20 protein-coding genes are annotated in these 21,104 nt (G+C 74.6%); 7 read left to right on the top strand and 13 right to left on the bottom strand.

The annotated features are described in order from the left end of the window. Positions 1–111: 111 nt before the first annotated feature. Positions 112–783, top strand: a complete 672-nt coding sequence (locus tag ACFT41_RS15230; RefSeq protein ID WP_377613849.1) for a bifunctional DNA primase/polymerase — start codon at positions 112–114, stop codon at positions 781–783. A 424-nt stretch (positions 784–1,207) separates the two neighbouring features. On the opposite strand, the gene ACFT41_RS15225 is transcribed toward ACFT41_RS15230, so the two are convergent. From ACFT41_RS15225 to ACFT41_RS15205, 5 genes are all read right to left on the bottom strand, one after another. Further along, positions 1,208–1,930 carry an FAD:protein FMN transferase gene (locus ACFT41_RS15225; protein WP_377613893.1) on the bottom strand — a complete coding sequence of 241 codons (723 nt, stop codon included), beginning with the start codon at positions 1,928–1,930 and terminating at the stop codon, positions 1,208–1,210. A gap of 79 nt (positions 1,931–2,009) precedes the next feature. Beyond that, positions 2,010–2,555 (bottom strand): FMN-binding protein, encoded by a 546-nt coding sequence (locus ACFT41_RS15220; RefSeq protein WP_377613848.1) that lies wholly within the window; start codon positions 2,553–2,555, stop codon positions 2,010–2,012. A gap of 24 nt (positions 2,556–2,579) precedes the next feature. Next, complete coding sequence (locus ACFT41_RS15215) at positions 2,580–3,995, bottom strand: ferric reductase-like transmembrane domain-containing protein (protein WP_377613847.1); 1,416 nt, start codon at positions 3,993–3,995, stop codon at positions 2,580–2,582. Then, positions 3,992–5,371: a DUF1501 domain-containing protein gene (locus tag ACFT41_RS15210; RefSeq protein WP_377613846.1), complete on the bottom strand. Its 1,380-nt coding sequence runs from the start codon at positions 5,369–5,371 to the stop codon at positions 3,992–3,994. The genes ACFT41_RS15215 and ACFT41_RS15210 overlap by 4 nt, the downstream gene beginning before the upstream one ends. A 32-nt stretch (positions 5,372–5,403) precedes the next feature. Next, positions 5,404–7,515: a DUF1800 family protein gene (locus ACFT41_RS15205; protein ID WP_377613845.1), complete on the bottom strand. Its 2,112-nt coding sequence runs from the start codon at positions 7,513–7,515 to the stop codon at positions 5,404–5,406. A gap of 447 nt (positions 7,516–7,962) precedes the next feature. Here ACFT41_RS15205 and ACFT41_RS15200 point away from each other — a divergent pair, with 447 nt between their 5' ends. After that, positions 7,963–8,220, top strand: a complete 258-nt coding sequence (locus ACFT41_RS15200; RefSeq protein ID WP_043967006.1) for a DUF3040 domain-containing protein — start codon at positions 7,963–7,965, stop codon at positions 8,218–8,220. A 39-nt stretch (positions 8,221–8,259) separates the two neighbouring features. On the opposite strand, the gene ACFT41_RS15195 is transcribed toward ACFT41_RS15200, so the two are convergent. The 3 genes from ACFT41_RS15195 to ACFT41_RS15185 all read right to left on the bottom strand — a co-directional run bounded on the left by ACFT41_RS15195 (position 8,260) and on the right by ACFT41_RS15185 (position 13,278). Beyond that, positions 8,260–9,228: an SWIM zinc finger family protein gene (locus ACFT41_RS15195; protein WP_377613844.1), complete on the bottom strand. Its 969-nt coding sequence runs from the start codon at positions 9,226–9,228 to the stop codon at positions 8,260–8,262. Then, entirely contained in the window at positions 9,225–12,356 is a 3,132-nt protein-coding gene (locus ACFT41_RS15190; RefSeq protein WP_377613892.1) for an SNF2-related protein, read from the bottom strand. The genes ACFT41_RS15195 and ACFT41_RS15190 overlap by 4 nt, the downstream gene beginning before the upstream one ends. 400 nt (positions 12,357–12,756) lie before the next feature. Next, complete coding sequence (locus tag ACFT41_RS15185) at positions 12,757–13,278, bottom strand: DinB family protein (RefSeq protein ID WP_377613843.1); 522 nt, start codon at positions 13,276–13,278, stop codon at positions 12,757–12,759. A 160-nt stretch (positions 13,279–13,438) separates the two neighbouring features. On the opposite strand from ACFT41_RS15185, the gene ACFT41_RS15180 reads away from it, so the two are divergent. Next, a complete protein-coding gene (locus ACFT41_RS15180; protein ID WP_377613842.1) occupies positions 13,439–13,645 on the top strand; it encodes a hypothetical protein in 207 nt (68 codons plus the stop codon). Here ACFT41_RS15180 and ACFT41_RS15175 read toward each other — a convergent pair. The 3 genes from ACFT41_RS15175 to ACFT41_RS15165 form a co-directional block, all read right to left on the bottom strand. Beyond that, entirely contained in the window at positions 13,618–14,787 is a 1,170-nt protein-coding gene (locus ACFT41_RS15175) for a polysaccharide pyruvyl transferase family protein (RefSeq protein WP_377613841.1), read from the bottom strand. The genes ACFT41_RS15180 and ACFT41_RS15175 overlap by 28 nt on opposite strands. 88 nt (positions 14,788–14,875) lie before the next feature. Continuing rightward, a complete protein-coding gene (locus tag ACFT41_RS15170) occupies positions 14,876–15,352 on the bottom strand; it encodes a GNAT family N-acetyltransferase (RefSeq protein ID WP_377613840.1) in 477 nt (158 codons plus the stop codon). A 75-nt stretch (positions 15,353–15,427) separates the two neighbouring features. Next, a complete protein-coding gene (locus ACFT41_RS15165) occupies positions 15,428–16,027 on the bottom strand; it encodes a TetR/AcrR family transcriptional regulator (RefSeq protein ID WP_377613839.1) in 600 nt (199 codons plus the stop codon). Between the two features lie 78 nt (positions 16,028–16,105). Between ACFT41_RS15165 and ACFT41_RS15160 the strand changes: the two genes are divergently transcribed. Then, positions 16,106–16,759: a dihydrofolate reductase family protein gene (locus ACFT41_RS15160; RefSeq protein WP_377613891.1), complete on the top strand. Its 654-nt coding sequence runs from the start codon at positions 16,106–16,108 to the stop codon at positions 16,757–16,759. On the opposite strand, the gene ACFT41_RS15155 is transcribed toward ACFT41_RS15160, so the two are convergent. Next, a complete protein-coding gene (locus ACFT41_RS15155; protein ID WP_377613838.1) occupies positions 16,731–17,528 on the bottom strand; it encodes an alpha/beta fold hydrolase in 798 nt (265 codons plus the stop codon). The two genes, ACFT41_RS15160 and ACFT41_RS15155, sit on opposite strands and share 29 nt — an antisense overlap. Positions 17,529–17,714: 186 nt before the next feature. On the opposite strand from ACFT41_RS15155, the gene ACFT41_RS15150 reads away from it, so the two are divergent. The 3 genes from ACFT41_RS15150 (at position 17,715) to ACFT41_RS15140 (ending at position 20,571) form a co-directional block, all read left to right on the top strand. Then, complete coding sequence (locus tag ACFT41_RS15150) at positions 17,715–18,371, top strand: hypothetical protein (RefSeq protein ID WP_377613837.1); 657 nt, start codon at positions 17,715–17,717, stop codon at positions 18,369–18,371. A gap of 160 nt (positions 18,372–18,531) precedes the next feature. Next, positions 18,532–18,864 (top strand): DUF6204 family protein, encoded by a 333-nt coding sequence (locus ACFT41_RS15145; protein ID WP_377613836.1) that lies wholly within the window; start codon positions 18,532–18,534, stop codon positions 18,862–18,864. A 495-nt stretch (positions 18,865–19,359) separates the two neighbouring features. Next, the gene (locus ACFT41_RS15140) at positions 19,360–20,571 is read left to right on the top strand and encodes a pectate lyase (RefSeq protein ID WP_377613835.1); all 1,212 of its coding nucleotides are present in this window, start codon (positions 19,360–19,362) and stop codon (positions 20,569–20,571) included. Positions 20,572–20,611: 40 nt separating this feature from the next. On the opposite strand, the gene ACFT41_RS15135 is transcribed toward ACFT41_RS15140, so the two are convergent. Further along, the coding region (locus tag ACFT41_RS15135; RefSeq protein ID WP_377613834.1) for an IS630 family transposase at positions 20,612–21,104 on the bottom strand (493 nt) is incomplete at its 5' end.

Below are 21,104 nucleotides of genomic sequence, written 5' to 3'. Positions count from 1 at the left end.
TGCAAGTTGCACCAACCGTTCGTCAGGTCAACGACGGCGGGTCTACGGCAGTGACGGCGCTCGACATGTGACCTGACACCTAGGGGTGTCAGGCGGAGGGAGTACGAACGAATGTGGGGGAACGTCGGCCCACGGGTCGCACAGCTGTCGCCGCTGGAACGGGTCCGGCTGCGCCGGGTCGCCGTCCGCTACGCCGCGCACGGCTGGGAGGTGACCCCCGGCGCCTGCCTCGCCCGCAGTCGCTTCGTGTGCGGCCGGGCCGGCTGCCCCACCGTCGGCTGCCACCCCGCCCTCCAGGAGTGGGAGCGGGCCGCCACCGCCGACCCGGCCCGGGTGGCGACCTGGTGGCGCAGCCGCCCGCACGGGGTGCTGCTGCCCACCGGGCGGGCGTTCGACGTCCTCGAGGTGCCGGCCCACGTCGGGCGGCACGTGCTCGACTCCGTCGCGACGCACCCGGCCGGCACCGGGGTCCGGGGACCGGTGGTGGCGACCCCGACCGGGCGCTGGATGTTCCTGGTCCGCCCGGGCGACCCGCTCCGCCCCGAGCTGGAGCACTGCTTCCACGTGGTCCGGCACGGCGTCGGCTCGTGGATCGCCGCCCCGCCGACCCGGCTCCCGGAGGGCGCGGTCCGTTGGGCGGTCGCCCCGGAGCAGGCGCGCTGGCAGCTTCCGGACTCCTACCTGGTGCAGAACGTGCTGATCGACGCCCTGCGGGCCACCGGCGTGTCGCTCCCGGCCGAGCTGCTCCCCGGTCACCTGCCGCTGCCCCGGCGCGGCTGGTGAGCGACGGCGTCGGCAACCGGCTGGTGAGCGGCCCTGTCGGCCGACCGCCAGCGAGGGCCACTGTCGGGGAGCGGACGCCGGGCGGGCAGCGTCCCGGCCGCCACGGGCGTCGTTGACCCGGGCGAGGGCGCGACAGCGCCCCGATCGGGGGTCAGATGTCCAGGGATGACGCGGCGCGCCGACCCGACGGGGCGGAACCGCCGCCGCACCACCGCCGGCCACGGCGCTGGCCGCCCACCCGTCCGCCGGGCTCGCGCCCGGGCCGCCCCCGCCCCCTGGGCTCCCACCCGGCCGGCACCCGCCGCCCCGCCCCCTGACCCCCGCCCTCCCTCCCCCGCGATCTTGCACTTTGGGCCCGGGCAGAACGGGACAAAGGCCTCCCGATCGGGGCCGTAACTGCAAGATCGCGGGAGCATGGGCGGGGTCAGGGGAGCCGGGGGAGGGCAGCGGAGTGGAGGAGGCGGGCGTCGTCGGTGACTATCGCGTGCTCGTGGCCCGCTTGGCGGTCCAGCCAGCCGATACCGGCCACGCCCATCGCCACCGCCGCCGTGGCGTACGCGTCGGCGACGCCGAGGTCCGCGCCGACCACGGTGACCGAGCGCAGCCCCGTGGCCGGGGCGCCCCGGCGCGGGTCGAGCACGTGGTGACCGCGCTCGTACACCCCGGAGGTGGCGACGGCCAGGTCGGTGCCGGTGAGCACCAGGCACGTCGCACTCTCGTCCCACGGGTGCCGCACGCCGATCCGCCACGGCTGTCCGCCCGCCGAGCGGCCCCGCACCCGCACGTCCCCGCCCGCGTTCACGCAGTGGTTCGGCACGCCGACGGCGAGCAGCCGGTCGGAGGCGACCTGCGCCGCCCAGCCCTTCACGTAGCCGGACGGATCCAGCGCCCCCGTCGCGTACGCGTCGAAGAAGCCGTCGGTGTCGCCCCACAGGTCGGCGCAGCGCGCCAGGACGGCCCGCAGGTCTCCGGACGCCTCCGACAGCAGCACCTCGCCCCGGTCGAAGCGCCGCACCTCGCTGTCGGCCCGGTACGTGCTGAACCGGGCGTCCACCTCCCGCAGCCAGGCAAACGTCTCCTCGGCCAGCTCGTGCAGCCGCCCGACGGGCAGGTCGTCGGCGAGGTCGAGGCTGATCGCCGTACCCATGATCTGCTCGACCCGGCGCAGGCCCGGCCGGGTCGGTGCCGCCGCCACCTCAGCGGGCCGGGTCGGTGCCGCCGCCACCTCAGCGGGCCCGGTCGATGGCGGCCTGCACCGACCGCCGGTAGGACTCGCTGGTGGCGGTCGCCCCGGAGACGGTGTCCAGGTCGGCGCCCTGCCGCTGCACGACCTGCCCCGAGGCGCCGCTGTAGCGGCCGTCGACCTGGTCGCTGCGCCGGTCGGACTGCGCGGACTCCTGCGGCAGCTCCAGGGCCACGGCGTCGACGATCCGGGTGCCGGAGAGCACGATCTGCACCTGCACGTTGCCGTACTCGTTCTCGACGACCGGGCCGGTGACCCGGCGGATGGTCGCGCGCGGCGCGGCCGTGGTGGCACGCGGGGCCGCGCCGGGCCGGGCCGTGGTGGTGGTGCGGGCCGTCGGGGTGCGGGCGGCGGGGGTGGTGGCGCGGGGTTTCGCGCCGAGGGAGGCGGCCGACGGCGTGGCCCCGCCGGAGGGGGAGGCGACCGGCGGGTCCTGGGCGACCTGACTGGCTCCCGGGGAGCCCTTGAGCACCACCAACGCGGTGGTGCCGGCAGCGAGGCCGGTGATCGCGAGCAACGCGCGACGCATGGCGGGGGACCTCTCGGCGAAGGACTACAGCTCGAAGGTGGCGAGGTGGATCTGCCGGCCGGGCACGCCGGCCGCCCGCACAGCGCGGACCGACTGCGCGACCAGGCCGGGCGGACCGCACAGGTAGACGTCGCGGCGGGCCACGTCGGGCACCAGGGCGCGCAACCCCGGTGCGCTGAGCACCTGCCGGGGGCCGGGGTCGGCGCGGGAGCCGACGACGTACCAGACGTCGGTGCCGCGCTCCTGGGCGAGCCAGTCCAGCTCCCGCTGCAGCAGCACGTCGTCGGGGGTGCGGGCCCGGTAGATCAGCGCCGCACCCGGCGGCAGCTCCTCCAGCATCGCCCGCAGCGGGGCGATGCCGCTGCCACCGGCGATCAGCAGGGCCCGCTCCCGGCGGCGGTGGGCGGCGGTGAACGTGCCCGACGGGCCCTGCGCCCAGACCCGGGTGCCCTGCTCGACCTCCCGCAGGTCGGCGGTGTGCCCGCCGACCACCTTGACGGTCAGCCGCAGCCAGCGGCCGTTCGCGGCGGCCGAGACGGAGAACGGGTGCGACTGCCACCAGCAGCCCGGGGCGAGGAACCGCCAGCGGAGGTGCTGCCCACCGAGCAGGTCGATCCGGTGGAGCCGCCGGCCCGTCAGGTAGATCGACACGGTGTCGCGACTCTCCGCCACCACGTCGGCCACACGCAGCCGGTGCCGCAGGTTGAACCGCAGCGGGGCGACCACCCGGCCCCAGAACAGGGCGGCGGCCACCAGCGCGTACGCGGTGATCCAGCCGGTGCGCACCGGGCCCGGCGGGTGCAGCTGCGCGCCGTTGCTGAACTGGTGGCCGAGGCCGAGCGCCACGACGAGGTAGCTGGCCAGGTGCAGGTGGTACCACAGCTCGTAGGGCAGCGCCCGGCGCAACGCGCGGACCCCGGTGAGGCCGAGCAGCACCAGGATGCCGGCTGCGGCGAACGCGCCCACCATGTCGTCGTAGTCGGCCAGCAGCTCGCCGGCCTGGCCGGGCACCGACGTGTCGCCCTCCACGGCATAGCCGACCACGATCAGCGACAGGTGGGCCAGCACCGCGACCAGCAGGGTCGCGCCCACGTCCCGGTGCCAGCGGGACACCCGTTCCGCGCCGGCCGACCGCTCGAACGCGCCGAGGCGGCTCATCATCAGCACCTGGACCAGCAGCAGGTAGCCGGCGACGAGGCCGATGATCCGGCCGGCGGCGGTCAGCGCGATGGCGGTGTCCAGCGAGCCGGCCGGCGTGTCCAGCCACCACGGCAGCACGGCGGCGACCAGGCCCGCCCAGAACAGGGCCACCAGCGCCCGCCGGCCGCCGGGCCCGCGTCGGGGCACCACCACCGGGGGTACGGGCGCAGCCGACCGGCCGCCGTGCGGGGCGGGGTTGCCCGTACGGCGGCCGGCGGCGTGGGTGTGCGGGTGGGTCACGCGTACAGCTTCACGGGGGTGAACTTCTGCCGGGGGAAGATCTTGTCGACCTCGGCGGTGGTGAGCCCGAACCGGCCCTGCGCGACGGAGCCGTACACGTCGAACATGTTGTTGTACTCGGGCACGTCGCCGGAGTCGAGGTCGGCCAGGCCGTTCCAGGTGCCCAGCAGCGAGCCGGCGAGCTTGCGGCCGGACAGGACGGTGACCACCCCGCCGTGGCCGTGGTCGGTGCCGCCGCTGTTGGAGGCGACCCGGCGGCCGAACTCGCTGGACACCATGATGGTGACGTCGGCGGCGGCGTCGCCCAGATCGGTGAAGAACGCGGCCAGCGCGGCGGCCAGCTCGCCGAGGCGCCGGTGCAACTGCCCGCCGGGGCGGGTGCCCTGGTTCTCGTGGGTGTCGTAGCCGCCCATCCCGACGGTGGCGACCCGGACGTTCGCCCCGCCCTTGATGAGCTGGGCGAGCTGCTGGAAGGCGTAGCCGACGCCCTCGTACGTCACGCCCTCGGCCGGCTGGTACGGCTTCGCCGCGAGCTTCTGGGCGGTGGCCAGCGCGCCGAGGCCGTCCTGCACCGCCTCCTGGACCGGGTGGTTGATCCCGGTGAACAGGCCCCTGATCGCCTTCTCGGTGGCGGCCCGGTACTTCTCGTCGCCGCCCAGCCGCAGCGAACCGACGCTGTTGATGGCCAGCGCGCCGTTGGTGCCGACCAGCGACCGGGGCAGGGTGCTGCCGATGCCGACGCTGCGGAACGCGGTGCCCTTGCCGAGGTTGTCGACGAGGCTGTCCAGCCAGCCCCGGCCGCCGGTCTCGCTGGGCAGGCCGCCGAGGTTGCAGGCGTCGGCGGCCTGGAAGTGGCTGCGGGACAGCCGCTCGTCGGAGACCGCCGGGACGAAGCCGAGCTGCCCGGCCCTGAGCCACTTCTCCAGCGGGGCGAACGCGCTGGTCAGCTTGAAGCCACGGCCCAGGGCCAGGGAGTCGTCGCCGAGCAGCAGGTCGGGGCGGGCCTTGGCGAGCACCGGGTCGTCGGCCGGGGCGACCAGGCTCAGCCCGTCCAGCCCGCCGTAGAGGAAGACGTGGATCAGGGTGCCGGTCTTCGTCGCCGCGAACGAGGCGGAGGTGGTGACGAACTGGGCGGTGGCCAGGGCGGTCGCGGTGGCGGCGGCCCCGGCGACGAAGGTGCGCCGGGTGACGCCCCGGCCGTCCTGCTGGGCCTCCTCCAGCGCCTCCAGCCGGCGGTAGCGGTCGGCCTCGGCGGCGTTCTCGGCGGCGACGACGTCGGCCTCGGCCCGCAGCAGCGCCTCGGCCGGGTCGTCCGCCAGGCGGCGCAGGTCGGGGCATTCGGGGTGCAGGGGGAACGGGTGCACGGTCTTCTCCATCGGGTGCCTCGTCGGCTTCTCCATCGGGCGCCTCACCGCAGGTGGTGCTGGGGGGACGCGAGGATCGTCCGCGCGACGGCGGCGACGGCCCCGCCGAACGTGGCGTCGACCCGGGTGCCCGCCGAGACGCCGGCGACGTCGAGGATCAGCTCCCGCTCCCGGGCGCTGAGCTTCTGGTGCACGAGGCGCTGGGCCAGCGCGTCCACGTACGCCCCGGCGGTGGCCGGCGGCTTCGCGACCAGCTTCTCCGGCGGGGTGTAGGTGAACTGGGTGCGCCGGCCGCCGATCAGTTCCCCGGCCTCGTTCCAGCCGTTGACCATGGTGCCGGCGGAGGTCCAGGCGACGTAGACGTCGGGGTAGCCGTCCGGGGTGGGCTGGCCCATCGGATACTGGCCCAGCTCGCGCATCTTGTCCTGGACCTGCCGCAGCCCCTGCGCGAACGCGGTGCGCCGGTTGTCGCCCTGCCGGAACGCGGGCGATGCCTGCGGGGAGACGCCGAGGGCGCGGTACGTGGCGACGAGGTACTCCATCGGGCGGCGCACCTTCTGGCCGACCGACGCCCAGAACTCCGAGGAGCTGAGCAGCGTCATCAGCATCGGCTTGATCATGCCCTTGTTCGCCGCGTACGTCTTGGCGAGCCGGTCCACGAGGGACTTCGGCGGGGTGTCCGAGACGAACCGGGTGGCGAGGCTCTGCGCCACGTACCTCGCGGTCGACGGGTGCAGCCCGAGGTACGCGATGTACGCGTCGATGGCCGCGTCGGCCTTCAACGGGTCGTCGGAGTTGTTCGCGTGGGTGAAGCCGAGGATCTTCACCTTGCCCAGGTAGTGCCGCTCGGGGCGGAAGACGTACTTCCCGTCGTTGACGCCGCGGCCGGTCTGGAGCAGGGCGGCCTGCCGGACGTCCTTCTCGGTGTATCCGCCGTCGACGCCGACGGAGTACAGCTCCAGGTTCTCCCGGGCCAGGTTCTCGTTGACCGCGTCGGCCCGGGAGTCGTTCTGGTTGAGGTAGAGCAACAGCGCCGGGTGCTTGTTGGCGGCGACCAGCATCTCCGGGTAGCTGCCCAACGCGTGCCTGCGCACCACGTCGGCGTCGAAGGAGGCGCGGTAGACCTCGCCGCCGTCGAAGTCGGCGGCGACGTGCAGGAAGTCGTTCCAGAAGTCGACCATCACCTCGAACAGCTGGCGCTCCGACCAGACCTGCCGGGCGATGGTGGCGTCGACCAGCTCGCGTTCCGGCTGCGCGCCCCGCTCGTTGAGCGTGTCGCGCTGGTCGCGCAGCTGCTGCGGGCTGAGCTTGAGGGTGGGCAGCTCGGACAGCTTCAGCTCGGCGGCGCTGGGGGCGATCTTCTCGGGTTCGAGCTGCTGGCGGACCCACGCGTCGATGCCCATCCGCCTGATGTCGGCCAGCAGCTTCGGCGTGGCGCCGAAGGTGGCCCGGCTGGCCAGGTGCCGCACCGGGTCCTTGGCGAGCACCGTCTCGACCGTCACCTCGGTCGCCTCGGCGGCGGCGGCCGGGCCGGAGAACGTACGGCCACCGGTGGGGGTGTTCCTCTTCAGCACCGCGCCGGCCCGGGAGCCCATGTAGCTCTCGTTCTGCTCCGTGTAGGTGCGCACGGTGCTGGGCTGCTGGCCGCCGGGGCGCACCGAGCTGCCGTCGGTGACCGTGGTGCCGGTGGCGTCGCCGACCGGGGCGTCGCCGCCGAGGTCGAGCAGACCGCGTACCTGCGGGGTCATCGCCAGGGCGGCGCCGCCGGCGACCACGGCGGCGGTGCCGCCGATCGCGGCGAGGGCCCGGCGGCGGCCCACCCGCCGGCCGGGGTCGCCGTCGTCGTCCAGGTTGGGCAGTCCGGGATCGGCCGGGCGCGCGGGCCGGTCGCCGAGGCCGTCGGGGCCCACCCACCGGGGGCCGCGCCGGGCCGGCTCGTGGCCGGCGGTCATGGGGTACGCGGGCTGCGGGCCGGCGGCCGGCGGGTGGCCCGGCTGGTGGCCGGTGGGGTACGGGGGATGGCCCGGCTGGTGGCCGGTGGGGCCGTAGGCGGTGGATGGTCCGTGCTCGCGGTAGGCGTCCGGGCTGGGGTGCTGTCGCCCGTCCCCGCCATGGTCGTCCCGCGGTCGGCGCGGTGGCACGTTCTGGTCGGCCATGTACCAATCCCGTTTTCGTCACGCGCCGACGGGGCCCAGCCCGGGGGTGGGGCGGGTGCGGCGACTGCTGCCTGAGAAGTTGTCAGGGAAGCTAACGACCGGGTGGAGGGGCTTCAAGGCGCTGCGGACGGGCCGGGGAGGGCACTTAAGACGGCCCTCAACGCCGCGCGCCCGGTGGCCCGGTTCGGGCCCTGCCGGCGGCGGTGTCCCGAGCAGGGTGGACACGCATCGCGCGGGCCCGGGCTGCGACATTTCGCCCCCTCCGGCCGCCGGCCGCGCCGTTGCTTGCCACAGGGAAACTTAAGGCGGGGATAAGCGGGCTCTCAGGTGCCGCGCGGGCCGGCGGCGAACCCGGTCCGTCGAAAGTAGCAGCAGCAGGAGCGCGTGAGCCGCCACCGCAGCGGGTATGCCGCCGAATCGCTGAACGCGTGAGGGGAAGGCACCGCCATGCTCAGCAAAGAGGATCAGCGCAGGTTCGAACAGATCACCCGTCAGCTCCGGGAGAGCGACCCGGAGTTCTTCGCCCGCCTGGACCATCGGGCCCGGGCCCGTCGTGGCCGGTACCTGATGCTGTTGACCGTCGTGCTGTGGGCCTCGCTGCCGGCGGCGACCGTCCTTGCCGGCCGACCGGCCGGGGCGATCTTCGCGGCGGTGCTGCTGGCCAACGCCGCCGTCATGTGGCGGTTCCGCCGCCGCTGGTGGTAGCCGGTCCGTCGCCGCCGGTGGGAGACGGCCGCGCCCGGGTCACCGGCCGCCGTCGGCCTCCGGGCGGGCCCGGCCGAACTCCCGGTACGCCCGGCCCAGCCGTTCCGTGAGGCCGGGGCCGCCGAGTGCAGCCGCCGGGGCGCCGAGCTGCCGCAACAACAGGTCCGGCCCGGTCGCCAGGCTCGGCGGCCGGTCCGGCAGCGGCACCGGCGGAACCCAGAACCGGTCGACCGCGTCGGCGAGCGGCGCGGCGGGCAGCGGGGCGAGCGCCCGCGCGGCGCCGACGGCCGGCACGGCCCGGCCGTCGCCGTCCGCCGCGGCGACCGCGCCTCGGCCGTCGGGCGTGGGTTCCGCGTCCCCGCCGTCCCCGGTGGACACCGGCGCGACCGGGACGCCGTCGTCCCGCCCGGGGCCGGTGGCGGCGCGCAGGGCCCGCAGCCGGTCCAGCAGGTCGGCGCGGCGGCGGCCCCGCCAGTGCAGCAGCTCGAACGGGTCCGCGTCGAACGCCTCCGCGAGCAGGTAGAACGTCGCGGCCAGGTGCTTGCACGGCACGGCGTAGTCGGGGCAGGAGCAGTGCTGGTCCAACTCGTCGACGCCGGCCGGGAACAGCGGCGCGCCGGTGGCCGCGAACAGCTCCTCCAGCTCGGCCGGCAGGTCGCCGGCGAGCAGCCGGGCGCTGAAGAACGCCTGCGCCGCCAGCTCCGCCTCCACCCGTTCCCACCGCGCCGCCGGAAACGGCTCGACCGCGATGCGCACCCGGTACGGCCGGGGGCGCGAGCCCTGCACCCGCGCGGTCACCACGCCGGGGGCGACGTCGAGGTCGAGCACCTGCCCCGCCCGCGCGTACGACCGGCCGCGGGTGAGCCGGGTGCCGAGCGCGAAGGACTCCAGCACCTCCAGGAACCGGCGGGACCACCAGGAACGGCCGATCGCGCCCCGGGTGCTGCGGGCCCGCAGCCCGCCCTCGACCCGCCGGGGCCTGCCGTAGTCGGCGAACGGGCCGCTCACTCGACCACCGCCCCGGCCTCCAGGGCGAACAGCTCACGCAGCCGCTCGGTGGACAGCTCGGTGACCCACTGCTCGCCGGCACCCACCACGGACGCGGCGAGGCTCCGCTTCTCGGCGATCATCGCCGCGACCTTCTCCTCCACCGTGCCGGCGCAGACGAACTTGCGGACCTGCACCCTCCGCCGCTGGCCGATGCGGAACGCCCGGTCGGTGGCCTGGTCCTCCACCGCCGGGTTCCACCACCGGTCGACGTGCACGACGTGGTTGGCGGCGGTGAGGGTGAGCCCGGTGCCGCCGGCCTTGAGGGAGAGCACGAACAGCGGCGGGCCCGCGGCGGACTGGAACCGGGTCACCATCGCGTCCCGGTCGGCCTTGCCGACCCCGCCGTGCAGGAAGAGCACCTCGCGGCCGAACCGGGCCGAGAGGTGACCGCGCAGCATCCCGCCGAACTCGGCGTACTGGGTGAACAGCAGGGCCTTCTCCCCCGCCGCGAGCACCTCGTCGAGGATCTCCTCCAACCGGGCCAGCTTGCCGGAGCGGCCGGGCAGGGCGGAGCCGTCGCGCAGCAGCTGGGCGGGATGGTTGCACACCTGCTTGAGCCGGGTCATCGCCGCCAGCACCAGGCCACGCCGCTCGATGCCGTCGGTGGACTCGATGCGGGCCAGCATGTCGTCCACCACCGCCCGGTAGAGGGCCGCCTGCTCGGCGGTGAGGTTGCAGAGCACCTCCATCTCCAGCTTCTCCGGCAGGTCGGAGATGATCGACGAGTCGGTCTTGAGCCGGCGCAGCACGAACGGGCCGGTCATCCGGCGCAGCCGCTCGGCGGCCTCGGCGTCGCCGTGCCGCTCGATCGGTTCGGCGTACGCCTTCTTGAAGCTGGCGGCCGGGCCGAGCAGGCCGGGGTTGGCGAACTGCATGATGGACCACAGGTCGGCGAGCCGGTTCTCCACCGGCGTGCCGGTGACCGCGATCCGGTGCCGGGCCGGCAGCGCCCGCACGGCCTCCGCCTGCCTGGTCGAGGCGTTCTTGATCGCCTGGGCCTCGTCGACGACGACCCGGAGCCAGTCGATCCCGGCGAGGCCGACGGCGTCCCGGGCGGCCACCGAGTAGGTGGTCAGGACCAGGTCCGCCGCGTGCACGGCCGCGACGAAGTCGTCGCCCCGCGCCCGCTCGGCACCGTGATGCACGTGTACGCGCAGCTTCGGGGTGAACCGGGCCGCCTCCCGCTGCCAGTTGCCGACCAGCGACATCGGACAGACCAGCAGGGTCGGTCCGGCGTCGGGCGGGTCCCCGGAGAGCAGGGCGAGCAGCTGCACCGTCTTGCCCAGCCCCATGTCGTCGGCGAGCACCCCGCCGAGGCCGAGCGACTGGAGGAACGCCAGCCAGGCCAGCCCGCGCCGCTGGTACGGCCGCAGCGTCCCGGCGAAGGAGGACGGCGGGTCCAGCGGGACGAGCCGGCGCTCGGCCTGCCCGGCGAGCAGGTCGCCCAGCGCGCCGTCGGCGACGACCTCCAGCACCGGCAGCGCGTCTGCGGAGTCGGCCTCGGCCAGCCCGAGCCGCAGCAGGTCGGCCACCGTCAGCTCGCCCGCCGAGCGCAGCAGCCGCAGCCCGGCGGCCAGCCGCCCCGGGTCCAGCTCCACCCAGCGCCCGCGCAGCCGAACCAGCGGGGTCTTCAGCTCCGCCAGCGCGGCCAGCTCCTCGGCGGAGATCGGCTCGTCGCCGAGGGACACCTCCCACCGGTAGTCGAGCAGGGCGTCCAGGCCGAACCCGCCATCGGCGGCGGCCACCGTGCCGGGGGCGGTGCGGCTGCGCGCCTGCAACCTCGCCCCCAGCCGCGCCGACGGCCGCCGCCACCAGCCCGGCAGCAGCACCCCGAACCCGGCGGCGTGCAGCACCGGCGCGCCCTCGCGCAGGAACCGGTGCGCGCCCTCGACGTCCAGCTCCAGCGCCTCCGGCGTCGCCGTACGCAGGGCGGCGTCCAGCTCCGGCCAGAGCCGGCTGGCCCGGCCCAGCTCCGCGAGCAGGGTCTCCTGGGGGGAGTCGAGCCGGCCGGCGAGCCCGGGCAGGGCATGCGGGGACCGCCAGATGTGACCGGCGTCCGCGACCAGGCTCGGCTCGTCGGCGGCCTGGAGCCCGAACTCCACCCGCCAGCGGCCGGCGTCGGCTGATGCGGCCTCCGCGTCGGCGTCGTCGTTCGCGTCCCCCGCGCGGACGTCGTCTGCGTCGGCGACGGCCGGGCCCAGCGCGGCGGCCAGGGCGTCGGCGGTCGGGTCGACGGCTGGCTCCACCAGGCGGAAGCTGGCCCGGACCGCGCCGCCGGCCGCGTCCCGCTGCCAGTCGTCCAGCTCGGCGGCCAGCGTGTCGAGGGCGGCCCGCTCGGCGGTGAACCCGCCGTCCGGTGCGGTCAGCGCCGCCAGCCAGGCCGGCACGGCGCCGCTCGGGCGGCCACCCCGGGTCAGCACGGTCCGGGTCAGCGCTGCCCGCGCGGCGGCGTCGGTGAGCGCGTCGAGGGCGTCGGCGACCAGCTCCCCGGCCGGCACGTCGGCGGCTGCCCGGGCGGCCGGGGGCAGGGCCAGGGCGAGCGACCGCGCCCAGGCGGCGTCGGCGCCGGTGAGCAGGGGCCGCCACACCGCCCGCGCCCCGACCCCGCAGGCCGGACGCGCCGCCCGCCGCGGGCCGGAGGTACGCGCCGCACCCGCCCCGGAGCCCGGACGCGCGGCGGCCCGGCCGTCGACCCGCGACGTGGCGGAAGCGTCGACCCGCGACGTCGCGGGGGCACCGTCGAGCGGGCGGAACGCGGTCGGTCCGGGATCGGGTGCTCCGGCGACGCCGGGCAGGACACGGCCCCGGCGGACCAGGTCGGCGGCGAACTCGGCCAGCTCCGCGAGGTGCCGCAGCGTCGCGCCGGGCACCCCGGCCCGGTCGCCGGCAGCGCGCAGCAGCGCGAGCGCGTCCGCCGGGGCGTACCGAAGGGCGGGAGCGCGCCAGCCGGCGAGGGTGACCGGCCCCCGGACCGGTTCGGCGACGGCCGCGCGGACCAGCTCCGGGGAGTCGGCCGGCGAGCCCGCCCGGGTGGGCAGGCGCAGCAGCACCGACCCGGGCTCGGCGGCCGGCCCGGCGGAGAGGATGGCGGTCTGCGGCCCGTCGGCGAGGGCAGCGGTCTGCGGCCCGGCTCCGAGGACGGCGGCGAGGGTGGCGTGGTCGGCGGCGAACGGGTGCGGGCGCTCGCGGGGGGCCCGGCCCGGCCGGCGGGGGGCCTGCGGCGGCAGGGCGCTGTCCTCCGCCCAGACGGCGAACCCGGCACCGGGCAGCCACACCCCGTGGACGACCAGCACCGTTCCCCCCTCCGCCGACGACCCCCGAGGATAGCCGGGCCGGCGGGGCGGCCGAGAGACACCGGGCCGACCCGCTACGGTGCCGCAGCTCCCCCGCCGGCCACCGACTCGCTCACCGTTCCCCCGATCGACCTGCGGATCGGCGACACCGGGGCGGGGGTGGCGCTGGCCGGGTGCACCGCCGTGGTCGTGGTCAGATCGCGCCGGTGGAGCCGTCGGTCAGCTCGCGCAGGATGTCGGCGTGGCCGGCGTGCCGCGCCGTCTCCTCGATCATGTGCGCCAGGATCCAGCGCAGGGAGACCTCGCCGAGCTGCGGCTGCGGCACCACGTGGTCGAGGTCGAAGCGCGCCGCGACCTCCCGCGATCGGGCGCAGGCCCGCTCGTAGCCGGCCACGAGGGACGCGATGGTGTCGGACTCGTCGAGGGTGAAGCTGGCCGCCGCGTCCGCCTCGGCGGTCGGGAAGACGTCGCCGGGCTCCGGGGCGAGCAGGAGGGCGAACCAGTTGCGCTCCACCATCGTCAGGTGCTTCACCAGGCCGGCGAGGGTGGTGAGGGAGGGCACCAGCCGGCGGCGCGCGTCGGCGTCGGAGAGGCCGGCGACCTTGCGCAGCACGATGCCCCGGTGGAAGTCGAGGAAGGACTCGAGCACGGCGCGCTCGTCGCCGGTGCGGGCCAGCACAGGGCCGAGGGTGGGGTCGATCTTGATCTCCGCCATCCCCGCACCCTAGCTGTCCGGATCTGGTGACGCCGCCCCGCGCGGCGCAGGCCCACCAGGAGTGGATCCGGGCACGAAAGTGCCCCGGCGGGGCCGAAACTCACCACATCTCCGGCTGAGAGCGCTGCGGGGCGTCCGGCGCCGGGGCAGGATGGGCCCCATGGCATCAACGGCAGAGATCCCGCTGGCGGGCGGCACCGCCGACGGACAGACGGTCACGGTGGAGCTGGACAGCAACGGCCGGCCGCCGCTGACCCACCACCACCTCGACGGACACGGGCTGGCCGAGGCCGAGATCTACGAGTTGGAGTCGACCGTCGGCGGAGATCAGGGGTGGCTCTACCGGTGGCGGGGTCCGGCCATCTGACCGGCGCGGGTCAGGGTCCGCGAGCGCAGGCGCGCCAGCACCTCGCCGGTGACCTGGGAGGTGCCCCGGGCCTGCTCGCAGACCTCCGCCACCCGGCGCGCGGTCTGCGCGGCGCGCGCGTCCCGCTCGTCCCACAGGCGGTCGACCTCGGCCAGCAGCGGCCCCTCCACCTCGCGTTCCACGCCGCGCAGCGCGGGCACGCCGAGCCGCTGGGCGAGGTCGAAGACCTTCCCGGCGTACGGCAGGGGCAGGAACGGGGTGCCGACCATCGCCGAGAAGATCAGGAAGTGCAGCCGCATGCCGACGGCGAGGTCGAAGTGCCGCATCAGCCCCAGCACCTGCCGGGGCGAGTAGTCGCCGTGCAGGATGCGGCCCCGGTCGGCGGCGGTCATGTGCGACATCACGCCGTGCGAGTGCCGGATGTCGTCGCGTTCCATCGGCACGAACAGCACGTGGGCGTCGATCCGGTGAATGAGGAAGTCGGCGATCTGGGCGATCAGCCGGTGGTAGCCGTCGACGTCGAGCCGCTCGGCGGCCCGGCCCGGCTCACGCACGCTGAGCCCGACCAGCCGCCGGCCGGCCGGCACGCCCTCCTCGCGCAGGAGGCGCTCGGGGAACTCCTCCGGCTCCAGCAGGAACGCGGGGTCGGCGGTCACCGTGATCGGGTTGAGCAGCCCGGCCTCCTCCAGCACCATCCGGGACTCCTGGTCCCGCACGGTGACCTCGGCGGCACAGGACAGGGTCTCCCGCACCATGCCGGTGTCCACCCCGTCGCTGAGCGGCCCCACCCCGACCGCGTACGTGAGCAGGGGCAGCCCCCGCTCCTGGGCGACCCGGACCACGCGCAGGTAGCGGCGGGCCTCCCGGTCGTAGAGGATGCCGCCGCCGCCGAGGATCAGCAGGTCCAGCTCGGCCAGCACCTCGGCCGAGTCGACCCGGCTGACCCCCTCCCACGGCACCGCCTCGACGTCGGGGTGGGCCTGGGCGGTGTGCGGCGGGTTGCGGGAGAAGACGATGATCCGCGCGTTGGGCTCGTGGGAGCGCAGGTCGGCCAGGAGGCCGGTCAGGATCGCCTCGTCGCCGAGGTTGCGACCACCGTACGAGCCCAGCACGCCGATCGTCGGTCCGGTACGGTCCGTCATTCGCCTCGCTCCTCCCCGCGGGATGCGCGTTCCGGGTGGGTTTCCCGCTGACTGCGGGAGCACACGTCGCGCCTCTGCGCAGGGGCGGTCAGCTCGGCGGCAGCGGCTTGACCATGTGCTGGGAGGTGACCTGGAAGCCGAGGCTGTCGTAGAGCCGGATCGCAACGGTGTTGTGCCCGAACACGTTCAGCCCGAGCTGGCCGACGCCGAGCCGGGCGAGTTCGGCCTCGGCGAGCTGGATCATCCGCCGCGCGTGCCCGTGCCCCCGGTGGGCGGGATGCACCTCGATGTTGTGGATCCAGGCCATCGTCGGCCGGTCGGCGTCGGGCAGGGTGGTCCAGATCCAGCCGACCTCCTCGCCGTCGACCAGGGCCATCCGCAGCAGGACGCCGGGGGTGGCGACCCCGTCGGGCAGGTCCCGGTCGATCTGGGCCAGCGACTCGGCCCGGGCCGCCTCCGGCGACAGGCCGCGGGCCCCGGCCAGGTCCTCGGCGTACGCCTGTTCGAGGCCGACCCGCAGGGGGGCGAACTGGTCGTCGGTCATCGGGACGAGGGTGAGCGACACGCGACTCCTTCGGGTTCTTCGGGTTCTTCGGGACGGCCGGGGCGCGCCGCCCGCCTCGCCCGGGGCGGACCAGCGTCAGTCGCGGGCGGCCCCCGGTCGCGGGGCGGCGCCGCCGACGAGGCGGGACACCAGGGCGGAAACCACCCCGTCGACGTCGAAACCGGCGTCGATCGACGTGGTGAGCAGGTCGAGCAGCAACCCGTCCACCGCATAGTGGAGCAGGGCGATCTCGAACGCGCCACCCGGTAACCCGGCGGCGGCGTGGAACGCGACGTCGTCGGCGTATCCCCGGCGGAGCACCTCGGCCAGGCCCCGGCCCAGCTCGGGGTGGCGCGCGGCCTCCAGCCGCAGCTCGATCAGCGCCCGGGTGACGTGCGGCTCGCGGGTGGTGCGCTCGACGATGTAGCGGACGTAGTCGGTGGTGAGGTCGATCGACGGTGCCCGGGCGGCGAGCCGGGCGAGGACGGCCTCGTCTGGGGCGTACCGCTGGAAGACCCGCTCGCCGAGCGCGCCGAGCAGCGCCTCCCGGGTGGGGAAGTAGTTGGAGGCGGTGCCGGTGGGCACGCCCGCCTCGGCGTCGACGGCGCGGTGGGTGAGCCCCCGCGCGCCGGCGGCGGCGAGCACGCGCAGCCCGGCGTCGGCGAGCAGGGCGCGTCGTTGCGGGTTGCGGGCCATGGCGAACACGATAGCAACAACCACGACAGGTGTAGTACGTTCCAACCACGACAGCAGTAGTGGTTGATGGGAGTTCCCTTGCGCAAGCTCGTCTACTACGTGGCCAGCACCCTCGACGGCTTCATCGCCGCCCCCGACGGGTCGTACGACTTCTTCCCCCTGGAGCCGGACGTGGCGGCCCACCTCACCACCGCGTGGCCGCAGACCTTCCCCACGTTCAGCCACCCGCAGCTCGGCATCGACCGGCCCGCTGGGCGCTTCGACGCGGTGCTGATGGGCCGCGCCACCTACGACCCGGCACTGCGCGTCGGCATCGCCAGCCCGTACGCCCACCTGCGGCAGTACGTCTTCTCCCGGTCGCTGCCCCCGTCGACCGACCCCGGGCTGGAGGTCGTCGCCGGCGACCCGGTGGCCTTCGTCCGCGAGCTGAAGGGGCAGCCCGGGGGCGACATCTGGCTCTGCGGCGGCGGGCACCTCGCCGGCCAGCTCCTGCCCGAGGTGGACGAGGTCGTGGTCAAGCTGCACCCGATCGTCGCCGGCAGCGGCATCCCGCTGGCCGCCCGGGGCTTCGCGGCGCACCGGTTCGCCCTGACCGGCACGCGGGCGTTCGACAGCGGCCTGGTCCTCCTGCACTACGCCGCCCCGTCGGCCCCATCGGCGTCGGCCCCGGCCGGCGCAGCAGCCGACGGCGCGGCGGAGGGCGTCACTGCGGAGGGCGCGCCGGTGCGGTGAGGAACGGCAGCACGGCGGCGGGCAGCGCCGGCGAGTCGAGCATCTCGTAGTGGGTCAGCCCCGGCAGGACGGCCAGCCGGGACGCGGGACGGTCGGTGCCGTCCCAGCCGGCGTCCCGGTGGCCGCCGCCGAGCAGCCCGAAGAACTCCGCCACGTGACTGGTCGGGATCGAGTCGGCGTCGGCGAAGACCAGCATGGTCGGATTCGCCAGGGCGGCCACCTGCGCCGACCAGTCGTAGTCTCGGCGCAGCAGCTCCCCCGTCTTCGCCCACAGCGCCGGCCAGTCCTGCGGGCGGGGGGCCACCCGGGCGTACAGCTCGTGCGGTGGGGTGCCCCGCATCCGCTCCCCCGTCGCCGCGTCCTGGGCGGCCATCGCGGCCAGCACCGCCGGATACCACCCGCCACTGCGGCACGGCGCGGAGACCACCACCAGGCGGCGCACCAGCGCGGGATGCCGGATCGCCACTCGCAGCGCCACCCCGCCGCCCAGCGAATAGCCCAGCACGTCGGCCTCGCCGAGGCCCAGGTGGCGGACCAGCGCGGCGACGTCGTCGGCCATCGACTCGTACCGCAAGGGGCGGTCGACGTCGGCGGTGCGGCCGTGCCCCTGGAGGTCGACCGTCACCACCCGCCGCCGGCCGGCGAACGCCGGCAGCAGCGGGGCGAACGACTCCGCCGCGCCGTACCCGCCGTGCAGCAGCACCAGCGGGCGGCCCGAGCCGCGCACCTCGTGCCACAGCCGCAGGCCGTTGACCTCCGCGTAGCCCACCCCGGGCACCTCCGGCTCCGTCCGACCCTCCCGCTTCCGATCCAACCCCAGCGGTACGACATTCCGGCCCGGAAACTTCTCCGGAGTTTTCTGTTGGCGTCCCGGCCTCCCGCTTCTCCCACCGATGTCAGCGCACACACCCCTCGGCCGGATCACCCGCCGAGCTTCTCTGAGAGGTCGGACAGCATGCGAGAAGGATCGAACCGGAGCCGGTGGACGCGTCGCACGGCCACCGTGGGCGGGGCTGCGCTGAGCGCGCACTCGGTGACCGGCCGCGAGGACGAGAACGGCGTCGCCGGCGACTGGGCGGTCACCGCGAGCGCGCTGTGCGCCCCGGCACCCAGCGGCCTGGTGACCGTCTCCGGCAGCTCCGCGCCCAGCTTCGGCACGTCCAACTGGTTCGAGAAGTCCTGCCCCGCCGGCAAGCACGCCATCGGCGTCGGCGGCGCGGTCGTCGGGGCGTCCAACAGCGAGGTGATCCTGGAGGATCTGCGCATCCAGCAGAACAGCGTCGTGGTGGCCGGCGCCGAGGACGGCACCGGCTTCGCCGGCACCTGGTGGCTGGACGCCACCGCGATCTGCGCCGACCCGCTACCCGGCGAGCAACGCGTCGTCGACGACAGCGCCTACAGCTCTGCGGCCGTCCAGTCGGTGGTCGCCACCTGCCCGCCCGGGACCCGGGTGCACGGGGTGGGCGGCGAGATCCTCGGCGGCGACGGCCAGGTGCGCCTGACTGAGATGCGGGCCACCTCCTCGACCACGGTGACCGTCCGGGCCATGGAGGACGAGAACGGGTTCAGCAGCAACTGGAAGGTGCGCGCGTACGCGGTCTGCGCGAACTGACCCGACTGCGGCGGGCCGCCGGACATCCCCGGCGGCCCGCAGGCGGGGCGTCGGCGGGCCGGTAATCCGCTTGCCGCACGCCGGGGAGGCGGCACGATGACGGGTGGAGCCGCCGGCCGGCGAGGTCGTGCCTTCGTCCACCGATCGGGGAGCATCAGCAATGACCGGCAAGACGTATCAGGTCATCGTGCGCGGCAGGTTCGCGCCGCTCGACGCCGGGCAGCGGGCCGCGCTGCTCGCCCGCGCCGACGAGCACGACGTGTTCGCGGCGCGGTTCACCGAGGAGGGCACGGTGACCTACGAGCGTTCCCTGCTCGCGTTCACCTTCCGCTGCGTCGTGCGGGCCACGGCGGAGGACGGGGAAGACGTGGTGACCGGCCGGGCGGAGGCGCTCGCCGCAGCCGCCGTCCGGGGGCTGGGCGCCGACCACGGCGACCTCACGTCGGTGTCGACGGACCTCGACAGCATCAAGGTCCGCCAGCGGGGACGCTGACCGGGACGAACGGGTCCGGAGGGCGGGCCGCCGGTTCGCTTCGACGGGATCGACCTGGCGGCGTTCCCCAACCTGGTCGCCGCCCTCACCGCCCCGCAGGCGCCGCCGACGCAGCGCGACCTCTTCGAGGCGACCGTACGCGGCGTCCTGCTCGGACTGCTCGGCGACGCCAGGTGATGCCTGAGGGGCAGCCCGGAAGCTGAGCCGAGGCGCAGCGGGCCGCCGGTCCGTCGCCGGCTGGCTTCGGCTCGCACTGTCCGGCCCTGTTGCTGTCACCGTTGCCGGCGACAGCAACAGGGCCGACCGCTTCGGCGCACCGGAACCTCCAACCCTCGATGAACAGCGCCAACAGCTCGTCGCCCAGCAGGTCACCCGGCGCGGGTGCCAGACGTTGACAAATCGGCAATCGCAACCTTGCCGCGCCATCGATAAGCCTCTATGGTGTCTGGAAAGCGCTTTCCGTAACAGGGTGTTCATGATTGAAAGGCGGATCAGATGAGACGCAAAGTCGCTACACGGTGGCTGGCCGGCGGTGCCACTGCGGTCGCAGGTGCCGTCGCCGCGCTGGCGCTGCAGGTCCCCCACGCCTCGGCCGCCACGAACCTGAGCCTCGGCGCCGGCGCCGACGGCTCCAGCAAGGCCAGTGGCACCAGCTATGGCAACGTCATCGACGGCAACACCAGCACCTTCTGGTCGCCGAGCGGCTCGACCGGCACGATCTCGGTCAAGTGGGGCGGCGCCACCACGGTGTCCTCGGCCGTCATCGTGCAGGCCTCGGGCGGCGGCTCGATCAGTGGCTGGCAGCTCACGAACCACGACACGGGCTCCGTCCTGGCCAGCGGCAGCAGCGCCCCGAGCACCATCAACTTCTCCTCGACGTCGCTGAAGAAGCTCTCCTTCGTCATCACCAGCGCGTCCGGCGCCCCGCGGATCGCCGAGTTCGAGACGTACTCCAGCGGCGGGTCGACCCCGACCACCAGCCCGACCAGTGGCCCCACCAGCGGTCCGACGTCCGGCCCGACCGGCAACCCAGGCGCGCCGACCGGCGCGTGGCCGTCGTCGGCCGGCTCGGTGAGCATCTCGGGCACGGTCAACGTCTCCGGCACCTTCGACGGCGGGATGAAGACCTACTGCTGCATCGGTGACGGTGGGCAGGGCGAGTCGCAGGACCCGATGTTCAAGATCGCCAACGGCGGCACGCTGCAGAACGTCATCCTCGGTTCGCCCGCCGGCGACGGCGTGCACTGCGAGGGCACCTGCACGCTGCGCAACGTGTGGTGGAACGACATCGGTGAGGACGCCGCCACCTTCAAGCAGACCAACGGCGGCACCTCCTACGTCATCGGTGGCGGCGCGCGCAGCGGCAGCGACAAGACCTTCCAGCACAACGGCAACGGCACGGTCGACATCTCCGGTTTCTACCTCAAGGGGTCCGGCAAGCTGTACCGCGGCTGCGGCAACTGCTCCACCTCGCACACCCGCCACGTGCGAATCGACAACGTCCTCGTCGACGACATCGACATGCTCGCCGGCATCAACAGCAACTGGAACGACACTGCGACGATCACCCGCGTGGTCGTCATTGGCTCGGCCACCATCTGCGGCAAGTACAAGGGTGTGCCCAAGGGCAGCGAACCCAGCTACCTCGGTGAGGGCTGGAACGACGCCAACTGCAAGGTCAACAGAAGTGACGTCACCTTCCGGTAGTCACTAGTGCAGCCCCGCAGAAGTCTTGTCAGGGTTGGGTTCACGCTGCCAGAGGCCGACCGTCGTAGCGCCATCGGAAGGGTTTGGCGGTCCGGCTGTAGTGGGCGACGAATTTGAGGATCTTGGTGGCGAGGTGGTCTCGGGAGGTGAACTCGCCGCGGTGTAACAGTCGTTTGGTGATGATCGAGAAGAAGATTTCGATCATGTTCAACCAGGAGGCGTGCTTGGGGGTGTAGGTCACCTGGAACCGGGGATGGGCAGCGATCCAGGCACGTGTGGCCTTGGAGGTGTGGCTGGACCCGTTGTCCAGGATCAGATGGATCTTCAGATGAGCGGGGATGGTCTCGTCGAGTTCGGCCAGGAACGCGGTGAAGGTCTCGGAGTTGTTGCGTTCGATGATCTTCGGGTGGACCTCGCCGGTGGCGACGTTCATCGCCCCCATGAGGGAGACCGTGCCGTGGCGGATGTACTCGAACTCGCGGCGGGCCGGGCGGCCGGGCCGTGCCCGGCGGGTGGGATATTTGCGGGACTTG

Source organism: Micromonospora sp. NPDC057141 (genome assembly GCF_042670805.1).
GTDB lineage: Bacteria > Actinomycetota > Actinomycetes > Mycobacteriales > Micromonosporaceae > Micromonospora.
Note: the sequence above shows the minus strand (reverse complement) of the source record. Positions and strands in the feature narration are given on the sequence as shown.

What these genes read in the sequence shown, in the direction of transcription:
- ACFT41_RS15230 (WP_377613849.1), top strand. Translation starts at nt 112, where the DNA reads ATGTGGGGGAACGTCGGCCCACGGGTCGCACAGCTGTCGCCGCTGGAA.
- ACFT41_RS15225 (WP_377613893.1), bottom strand. Translation starts at nt 1,930, where the DNA reads ATGGGTACGGCGATCAGCCTCGACCTCGCCGACGACCTGCCCGTCGGG.
- ACFT41_RS15220 (WP_377613848.1), bottom strand. Translation starts at nt 2,555, where the DNA reads ATGCGTCGCGCGTTGCTCGCGATCACCGGCCTCGCTGCCGGCACCACC.
- ACFT41_RS15210 (WP_377613846.1), bottom strand. Translation starts at nt 5,371, where the DNA reads ATGGAGAAGACCGTGCACCCGTTCCCCCTGCACCCCGAATGCCCCGAC.
- ACFT41_RS15205 (WP_377613845.1), bottom strand. Translation starts at nt 7,515, where the DNA reads ATGGCCGACCAGAACGTGCCACCGCGCCGACCGCGGGACGACCATGGC.
- ACFT41_RS15200 (WP_043967006.1), top strand. Translation starts at nt 7,963, where the DNA reads ATGCTCAGCAAAGAGGATCAGCGCAGGTTCGAACAGATCACCCGTCAG.
- ACFT41_RS15185 (WP_377613843.1), bottom strand. Translation starts at nt 13,278, where the DNA reads ATGGCGGAGATCAAGATCGACCCCACCCTCGGCCCTGTGCTGGCCCGC.
- ACFT41_RS15180 (WP_377613842.1), top strand. Translation starts at nt 13,439, where the DNA reads ATGGCATCAACGGCAGAGATCCCGCTGGCGGGCGGCACCGCCGACGGA.
- ACFT41_RS15175 (WP_377613841.1), bottom strand. Translation starts at nt 14,787, where the DNA reads ATGACGGACCGTACCGGACCGACGATCGGCGTGCTGGGCTCGTACGGT.
- ACFT41_RS15165 (WP_377613839.1), bottom strand. Translation starts at nt 16,027, where the DNA reads ATGGCCCGCAACCCGCAACGACGCGCCCTGCTCGCCGACGCCGGGCTG.
- ACFT41_RS15150 (WP_377613837.1), top strand. Translation starts at nt 17,715, where the DNA reads ATGCGAGAAGGATCGAACCGGAGCCGGTGGACGCGTCGCACGGCCACC.
- ACFT41_RS15145 (WP_377613836.1), top strand. Translation starts at nt 18,532, where the DNA reads ATGACCGGCAAGACGTATCAGGTCATCGTGCGCGGCAGGTTCGCGCCG.
- ACFT41_RS15140 (WP_377613835.1), top strand. Translation starts at nt 19,360, where the DNA reads ATGAGACGCAAAGTCGCTACACGGTGGCTGGCCGGCGGTGCCACTGCG.